This window comes from Aestuariivirga sp. (assembly GCF_044239095.1).
GTDB lineage: Bacteria > Pseudomonadota > Alphaproteobacteria > Rhizobiales > Aestuariivirgaceae > Aestuariivirga.
Genome location: NZ_JBIICB010000190.1, coordinates 1 through 8447 on the forward strand (window position 1 = coordinate 1; position 8447 = coordinate 8447).

Here is an 8447-nt window from a genome sequence, read left to right on the forward strand (position 1 = left end):
AAATGGAGACGATCATGAAGACCAGCTTGGGCATGCTGATTGCTGCCGGTGTCATTCTCCTTCATCCCCTGGCCGCAACCGCTTCAGAAAGAACCAAAGCGGTGAAGTTCAAGGCCGGAACAACATCCGCCACCATCGAGGGCAGCATCAAAGGTGACGATGGCGTCAATTATACTCTGGTGGCCAAGGCCGGCCAGGTGATGTCGGTCTTGTTCTCGCCGAGCAATCCCCGCTGCTACTTCAATGTGCTCCCGCCCGGCTCGGATGAGGCTATCCATATCGGCTCGTCTGCCGGCAATGAGTTCGCTGGCACGTTGGGTGCGTCTGGCGAATACAAGGCGCAGGTCTATCTGATCCGCGCCGCTGCCCGCCGCAACGAGACTTGCAACTATTCCATCACCTTCGAGATCTCGGCTGCATCAGGCAGCGTTGGCGGAGCCTCGAGGCAGGGCGATCTTGCCGCTGGTCTGATGGGAGGCCCGGAACTTCGGATGGCCGCCGGTGGTACCGGAGGGTGATGTCCTCAGCCTCAGGAAAACGCCATCGGCCAAGGCAGATATGTTCAAGAAGCGAAGAGTGACGGTGGGGAGTGAGGCAAGCAGAGCGAATTGTTGAAAAGAGTCAGGTAACAAGGAGAGAGGCAATGAAGGCGTATGTTCAAGCCCGAAGCGTGGTTGCGGTGGCGGCATTGGCCACCGGAGCGGTGCTATGTGTTACCCCCGCGTTCGCAGAAATACCCCAGATCAGTCACACAGCGAGCGGACACGAGGCAAGGTGGACGAACGGTTGCTTTGGTCAATACAACCCCAAGGGTGAGGCAACGTATTTCAGCCCGGAATGCAACGACAAGAAAATCGAGAAGTCGAACGCTCTCGTGAAGCTCTACGTATCGCTTCACAAGGGCAAGAAATTTGACGAAGCCGTTGAGCATAAGGGCGGTTCAGTCCAGCGGCTTCAGAATGGCGGCTTCGAGGTGACATGGCAGAGCGACTGCTTTGCACAGTACAACAGTCATGGGCAGGCCATGAGCTATAGCGAGGGTTGCGACGACACGGAAATCGCCAAGTCCAGCCGCTTGGTGGCCGACTATCGCCGTAAGCACGGTTACTGACAGGAACTGAACATGCGCCAGGTGCTGGCGCCGCGCGTGGGCGTCAGCACTCACGATCAGGAAACAGGGAGCCCAGAGAATGAGCAACGCCATGCGCAAAGTCGTTTCCTTCCTGCTGGCCGCGGCGATTTCTGGAAGCCTGGCCATTGCTGGAACTGCCGCAGCGGATAACAAGCCTGTCCTGGGCAGCTGGGGTGTCGAAACGCAATTCATCTCGAAGGACATCAAGCCCGGCGATGATTTTTATCGCTTCGTGAACGAAGGCTGGCTCAAGACTGCCACGCCGCCGCCGGGCTTTCCCTATTCCAATGCCTTGACAGATGCGTCGCTGAAAACCCAGGCGCAGTTGCGCGAATTGATGGCCAACATCCTCGCCAGCAATCCTGAGGCGGGGAGTGATGAGGCGTTGATTGCTGATTTTTACAAGAGCTACATGGATGTGGCCAAGCGAAATGCTTTGGGCTTGACGCCCCTCAAGCCCAAGATTGCCGCCATCGCTGCACTCAAGACCCGCGAGGAGGTTGCAGGCATGATGGGACAGGCCTTCATGCCTTCCTTCATTTCGGCAGGCGTCGGTACCGATGCCAAGAACCCCAAGCGCTATGTCGTAAAACTCTCCCAGTCCGGGCTCGGCCTGCCCAGTCCTGAGTACTATCTGACCGCTGGCGACGCCTATGACGGGATCAGGACTGCCTATCTCGCCCATATCAGCGGCGTTTTCACGCGGGCAGGGGTGCCGGACGCGGATTCCAAGTCGAGGGCGATCATGGACCTCGAGACCCGGATTGCCGGGCTCTCCTGGACGGCGGCGCAAAAGCGCGATCCGGTCAAAGGTTACAACCTCATGACCAGGGACGCGCTGGAGGCCTATGCGCCCGGCTTTTCATGGGGCCACTATATGGATTCAGCGGGCTTTGGCGGCGTGAAGGAGGTGGTGCTTTCGACTGATGCATCAATCCAGGCGCTTGCGAAGCTGTTTGGCGAAACCGATGTCGAGACGATGAAGGCCTACCTGACCTACCACTATATCGACTCTCTCGCGTTCTTTCTGTCTGAGGACTGGGAAACCGCCGATTTTGCTTTCCACAGCACGCTTCTGCAAGGAATTGCCGAACAGGATTCGCGTGAGAACCGCGCGATGGCAACCATTGGTGCGATACTGGCGGAGCCTCTGGGTCATGCCTACGCCAAGGCGTACTTTCCCGAAGACTACCGTGCCAAGATGGAAGACTTGGTCGCGAATATCCGTGCCGCCTTCAAGGCGCGTCTGGAAGCCAACGTCTGGATGGACGAAACCACACGCGAACGCGCGCTTGCCAAGCTGGCGGCAATTTCCAGCTATGTGGGCTATCCCGACAAGAGGCGGGACTTTTCCTCGATCAGGCTCGACCCAGCTGACCTGTTCGGCAACGTGATGCGGCTTACGGAGTTCGAGAATGCCGATGCGATCAAGATGCTTGATGAGCCGCGCCGCGAGTGGATGTGGACGATCAATGCTCATGTGATCAACGCGGGCTACGCGCCGCTGCTCAACTCCATCACCTTTCCGGCTGCAATCCTGCAGTCGCCGTTCTTTGACCCCTATGCCGACCCCGCAGTCAACTATGGCGCCATTGGCGCGGTAATCGGGCATGAGCTGGGACATGGCTTCGACGATCAGGGCAGCCAGTACGACTCCGCCGGTGTATTGCGCAACTGGTGGACAGATGCATCGCGGGCGGAATTCGACAAGCGGGCAGCGGTTCTGGTGAGCCAGTACAACGACTATTCGCCGATCGAGGGGATGCATGTGAACGGTTCGCTCACGCTTGGTGAGAACATCGGCGATCTCGGCGGCATTTCAATCGCCTATGATGCGTATCAGATCCATGTGGCCAAGGAAGAGGGCGGCAAAGCGCCGGTCATTGACGGCTTCACGGGTGACCAGCGTTTCTTCCTCGCCTGGGCGCAGCTGTGGCGCGAAGTCGCCAAGCCGGACAGGATCCGGCAACAATTGCTGTCCGACCCGCATAGCCCGAACGAGTACCGGGTTTACACGGTGCGCAATCTCGACGCCTGGTACAAGGCGTTCGCCGTGCAGCCGGGTGACATGATGTACCTGTCCCCTGGAAAGCGCGTGAGCATCTGGTAAGTCCGCGATCACAGGCGACCCGCCCGCGCAGCTCTCTTGAGCTTAGAGCATGAACGCCAAAAGTGGAAACCACTTTTGCGGCAAGATCATGCTCAAGCAATTGATCTTGCGCGAGTTCTTTTCGACCAGGTGATTCTACCTGGTCGGAACGCGCGCGAGCAAACATAGTGTATTTCAAAACCGGTCAGTGGGTGCTGGGGGTGGGGCCGCTCACCGAAACGGCCTTGACCACTGCATAGGCGGTGCGGCCCGGCGCAAGGCCGAGGACCGCGGCGGACTTGGCGGTGATGCGCGCGAGGATCGCCGCGCCTGCGCAGTCGAGCGTCACGTTGACCGACGAGAAGCCGGCCTCCGATATCTCCGCCACCGTGCCGCGCAGGATATTCAGTGCACTGATGTTGCGGGGCTCCTCTGTTGCCAGCATCACGTCGCGTGCCCGGATGCGCACCCGCGCGGGAGAGCCGGGCTGGCCGATGAAGCCCGGCACGAAGACGTCGCCCGCGGCGGCGGTGAGTCTTGTCATGCCGAAGTCTTCCTCGTAGGCGGCCACCGTCATGTCGAGGATGGCACCGCCTTCCTCGCGCTCTTCCGCCGGAATGAGGTCGAGGCGGCGGGCGATGTCCGGCGCGGGGCCGAAGGCGAGGAGGCGGCCCTCGGACAGCACGGCGACGTCGCTCGCCATCCGCATCACCTCCGCGACCGAGTGGCTTACATAGATGATGGGGATCCCCGTCTCGTCCCTCAGCCGCTCGAGATAGGGCATGATCTCGTCCTTGCGCTTCTGGTCGAGCGAGGCGAGGGGCTCGTCCATGAGCAGAAGCCGCGGCGAGGAGAGCAATGCACGCCCGATCGCAACGCGCTGCTTTTCGCCACCTGACAAGTCGCGCGGCTTGCGCGCCAGAAGATGCCCGATGCCGAGGAGTTCGAGGATCTGCGTGCGTGACGCGTAGCGCTCCGGCCGGGGTGTGAACCACTGGCCATAGCCAAGATTGCCCTCAACACTCAGATGCGGAAACAGCCGTGCGTCCTGGAAGACGTAGCCGATCTTTCTCCGGTGCGGCGGCACGGCGATCCCTGCGTCTGTGTCGGTCAGCACCGTGCCGCCAACGATGATGCGCGCGTGGCGGGGCGTGATCAGCCCCGCAATGGCGTTGACGAGCGTGGTCTTGCCAGAGCCCGACGCGCCGAAGATTGCCGTGAGCGGCCCCGTGCTCTCGAAGGCGAGGTCGAGTTCAAAGCTGCCCTGGCTGTGGCGTAGCGCGACGATGAGGCTCATGCGGCGATCTTCTGGCCAGCGCGGCGGGCGAGAACCTCCGATGCCATCAGGGCCGCAAGCGAGATCGCGACGGAGATGGCGGTGAGGCGCAGCGCCTCCGGGTCTCCGCCCGGAACTTGCGTGAAGGAATAAATGGCCGATGGCAGCGTCTGCGTCTCGCCCGGAATATTGGAGACGAAGGTGATGGTGGCGCCGAATTCGCCCATCGCCTTGGCAAAGCACAGAATCATGCCGGCGATGATGCCAGGCACGATCAGCGGCAGCGTGACGGTGAGGAAGACGAAGGCCCGGTTGGCGCCAAGCGTGGAAGCGGCAGCCTCGAGCTTCATGTCGACGGCCTCGATCGATAGGCGTATCGCACGCACCATGAGTGGGAAACCCATCACCGCGGATGCCAGCGCCGCACCCGTCCAGCGGAATGAGAAGACGATGCCGAACTCCGCCAGCACGGAGCCGATGGGTCCGCGCGTTCCGAAGGAGAGAAGCAGCAGATAGCCGGTGACGACCGGCGGCAACACCAGCGGCAGGTGCACGATGCCGTTCAGCAGCGACTTGCCCCAGAACTCACGCCGCGCGAGGAGCCAGGCGACGGCGATGCCGAGGGGCAGGCTCGCCAGCATGGCGACGCTCGCCACCTGGAGGCTGAGCCTGACGGCATCCCATTCCTCCGCGCTGAGCCGCAGCCAATCCGTCATTCGAGCAACCGGAACCCTTGCGCCCTGAAGATGTCTGCCGCGGCGGGTGACGCGAGAAAGGTGATGAATGCGGCAGCCCCGGCATGGCGTGAGGCTGTGGTGCGCGCCACGGGGTAGATGATGGGCGGATGCGAACTGGCTGGGAACGCACCGGCGATCTTCACTTTGGCCTCCGCCTGCGCATCGGTGCGGTAGACGATGCCGAGCGGCGCCTCACCGGTGGCGACGAGTTTCAGTGCGGCGCGCACATTCTCCGCCTGCGCGAGCCGGTCCTTGACCGAGGCCCAGACGCCAAGCGTTTCGAGCGCCGCCTTGCCATATTTGCCGGCGGGCACGGACTTGACGTCCGCCATGGCGAGGCGGCCATCGCCCAGCAATGCCGCGAGCGCGAAGCCTTGCGTGATCTCCGCCACGGCGTTTGAGCCCTGTGGTGCGATCAGCACGATCTCATTGCCCAGCAGCCTGGTTATGCTCGCCTTGTCGACGAGGTCCCTCTGAGCCAGGTCGTCCATCCAGTCCAGGTCGGCGGAGAAGAAGATATCGGCGGGGGCACCTTGCTCGATCTGCCTGGCCAGTGCTGAACTCGCCGCATAGGAGATCACGGCCTCATTCCCCGTCTCCGCCGTCCATGCAGCCGCGGCCGCGTCCAGCGCAGTCTTGAGGCTCGCCGCGGCAAACACCGTCAGCCGGTCTGCGGCGTGTGCGGCAGGTGCGGCTGTGAGGATCAGGGCAGCAGCGGCCAAGGCAAACATGTTCCGGCGCAGTATCATGTCCGTTCCGCATTTCGTTATATCCAGATGGATATAACACTGCGCGATATCCAGCAAGGGCCATGCCGTGCCGGCGTCAGGGCGGGGCCTGGATCGACTCGATGTAGCGCATCAATCCGGCGATGCGGCGTGAGGCATCATCCGAGGCCCGCAGCGCATCCGCGAGATCCGTGCTTTCACCCACGCCCTCGCTGATGAAGACGTCGCCCCATGCCGGCATCTCGCGCGTGCCGTGGTCATCCGGCATGTCGATGCCGGCGATGGTGTGGAACACCTGGTCCTCGGGAAAGCGCCCGTAACGGCTGGTGATCAGCGTGAGGTCGGAGGGGGGCTTGCCCAGCTTCCCAGCCTTCGGGCCGCCACCCTTGCCGCTTTCGCCATGGCAGGGCGCGCAGAGTTGGCGGAAGTCGGCGCGGCCCTGTTCCAGCGCCTCGTCAGCCAGCGCGGGGGCGGCCATCAGCAGCAACGCGAGGAGGACGCGCATCAGATCTGCCCGATGTCACGCAGCATGTCGGCGAACCACGGCGTCTTGGGGTCGAAGTGCTTGCCGCCCCTGATGCGCGGGAACTCGATGGCGCGCAGCTCGTCGCCCCTCTCCTCGTCATGGCCGACGACGCCTGAGATGCCTTCGAGGGCGGAATCGACCGCCACATGAACCATGGCGCGGATGAGTTCGAGGTCGGCCTGGTTGGCGGCCGCGGAGCGCCCGAAGTAGCCCGACTTCTGAACCAGTGTCTTGTCGGCGCCGATCTTCTTGGCGAACTGCTTGCCGAACCAGTCGCCCACCTTCACCTGGTCGAGCTTGACGTGGCCGAATGCGTCGCGCTCAACGGTTTCGCCGCGGCCCTCGATCTCGGCCACGATTTCCTGCACGGCGGCCCCTTCGCTGACGAAGATCGAAACCGAGTCCATCTTGTCCATCAGGGCCTTCAGCCGCACGGCTTCCGCCTCGATGTCAATCGGCATCTCGGGGATGTAGATCGCATCGACGTCCTTGTGCTGCCGGTCGAGGTTGAATTCGGGCAGGAACTCCAGCCGGTCGAGCCGCTCGCGCCAGGCCCTGGCGGTTGCGGCGGTCAGCCAGCCGCAGTGGCGGCCCATCACCTCATGAATGACCAGCTGGCGCGAGGAGGTCGACTGCTCGTTCACGACATTCTCGAAGAACAGCGCACCCTGTTCCGCTGCCGTCCAGGCGCCCAGCGTCTGGCGGATCGGCACCACGTCATTGTCGATGGTCTTGGGCAGGCCCACCACGGTGAGCTGGTAGCCATTCTGCTTCAGGTAGGCGGCGAGATCGGCGGCGGTGGTGTTGGTGTCGTCGCCGCCGATGGTGTGGAGGATGGTGATGCCGTCCTTGACGAGCTGGTTTGCCGCCACCTTGAGCGGATCATCGCCTTGCCTGACCAGGCCGCGCTTCACGCAGTCGGCCACGTTGGTGAGCTTGACCCGGCTGTTGCCCAGCGGCGTGCCGCCATGGGCATGCAGCACATGTGCCCGGCGCCGCACCTCAGGGGTGACGGGAATGGAATTGCCCTGCAGCAGCCCCTTGTAGCCACTGAGATAGCCGATCATCGGCGCTTCGGGCGCCACCTCCGAGTAGCGTTCGATCAGGCCGCCGACGGCGGAGGAGAGGCAGGGAGCGAGGCCGCCTGCGGTCAGCATGGCAATCTTGTGGTGCTGGGTCATGGGCGGGATGCTCCTCTGCAGGCCGGTTTCCGGAGGGTTAGCATTCCGGGCCGGTTTGGCAACCCCGGCGATGCCGGAAGGCCCAGGTGCCGATTTTCCATTGAAGCGGGGTTCCGGCGTTCCCATTTCAATGCCTGTCAACTCTTGAGAGAGGAAAATGTTAAAAATGACAAGCACGGCTCAGCCTGGTTTTGAGACGCACAGCGCCCCGGTCGAGCGGCGGATCGGTTTCACGCGCTGGTCGGCCTGGGAGATCGGCGCCATGGTTGCGGGCTTCGTGGTGTTCTGGCCCCTCGGGCTCATCGCCTTGTTCCTCAAGTGGAAAAATGGCGAGATGTGGAAGGGCTCGGCCGAACGCGGCGGCGCGCCCTGGGCCGGGTTCAAGATGCCTGATGTTTCGGGCTGGAAATCCTCCGCCACATCCTATGGCTTTGCGGGCTCTGGCAACGCCGCCTTCGATGCCTACAAGCGCGAGCAGTTGAAGCGTCTCGAAGACGAGCGCCGCAAGCTCGAGGAAGACCAGAAGGCCTTCCGCGACTTCGTCGAAAGGGTCCGCCGCGCCAAGGACCAGGAGGAGTTCGACCGCTTCATGGCCGAACGCAACATGCCTTAGAGCATGATCCGCAAAAGTGGAAACCACTTTTGCGACAAGATCATGCTCAAGCTATTGAACTTGCGCGAGTTCTTTTCGACCAGGTGATTCCACCTGGTCGGAACGCGCGCTAGTGTCCTGATTCCGAAGTTTTTGTGATTTGATTTTGTCTGAGGCAGAAACGTT

The 8447-nt window shown here is 62.4% G+C and carries 8 protein-coding genes and 1 pseudogene; 4 read left to right on the plus strand and 5 right to left on the minus strand.

Annotated features, from left to right (window positions below; translation table 11 throughout):
* From ACILRA_RS15705 to ACILRA_RS15715, 3 genes and pseudogenes are all read left to right on the plus strand, one after another.
* A pseudogene (locus ACILRA_RS15705) lies at positions 1-518 on the plus strand (hypothetical protein); the annotation flags it as partial.
* Between the two features lie 125 nt (positions 519-643).
* A complete protein-coding gene (locus ACILRA_RS15710; RefSeq protein ID WP_395663019.1) occupies positions 644-1111 on the plus strand; it encodes a hypothetical protein in 468 nt (155 codons plus the stop codon).
* Positions 1112-1202: 91 nt separating this feature from the next.
* Entirely contained in the window at positions 1203-3242 is a 2040-nt protein-coding gene (locus ACILRA_RS15715) for a M13 family metallopeptidase (protein WP_395663020.1), read from the plus strand.
* Positions 3243-3426: 184 nt separating this feature from the next.
* Here ACILRA_RS15715 and modC read toward each other — a convergent pair whose 3' ends face one another.
* From modC to ACILRA_RS15740, 5 genes are all read right to left on the minus strand, one after another.
* Complete coding sequence (modC, locus tag ACILRA_RS15720; protein ID WP_395663021.1) at positions 3427-4518, minus strand: molybdenum ABC transporter ATP-binding protein; 1092 nt, start codon at positions 4516-4518, stop codon at positions 3427-3429.
* A complete protein-coding gene (gene modB / locus ACILRA_RS15725; RefSeq protein ID WP_395663022.1) occupies positions 4515-5213 on the minus strand; it encodes a molybdate ABC transporter permease subunit in 699 nt (232 codons plus the stop codon). Before modB ends, modC begins: the two co-directional genes overlap by 4 nt.
* The gene (gene modA / locus ACILRA_RS15730) at positions 5210-5965 is read right to left on the minus strand and encodes a molybdate ABC transporter substrate-binding protein (RefSeq protein ID WP_395663023.1); all 756 of its coding nucleotides are present in this window, start codon (positions 5963-5965) and stop codon (positions 5210-5212) included. Before modA ends, modB begins: the two co-directional genes overlap by 4 nt.
* 94 nt (positions 5966-6059) lie before the next feature.
* Positions 6060-6467 (minus strand): c-type cytochrome, encoded by a 408-nt coding sequence (locus ACILRA_RS15735; RefSeq protein ID WP_395663024.1) that lies wholly within the window; start codon positions 6465-6467, stop codon positions 6060-6062.
* On the minus strand, positions 6467-7669 hold the full coding sequence (locus tag ACILRA_RS15740) for a pyrophosphate--fructose-6-phosphate 1-phosphotransferase (protein WP_395663025.1): 1203 nt from the start codon (positions 7667-7669) through the stop codon (positions 6467-6469). Before ACILRA_RS15740 ends, ACILRA_RS15735 begins: the two co-directional genes overlap by 1 nt.
* A gap of 166 nt (positions 7670-7835) precedes the next feature.
* Here ACILRA_RS15740 and ACILRA_RS15745 point away from each other — a divergent pair, with 166 nt between their 5' ends.
* Positions 7836-8282, plus strand: coding sequence for a DUF2852 domain-containing protein (locus tag ACILRA_RS15745; RefSeq protein WP_395663026.1), 447 nt, complete (start codon positions 7836-7838; stop codon positions 8280-8282).
* The last annotated feature ends 165 nt before the right edge of the window (positions 8283-8447 follow it).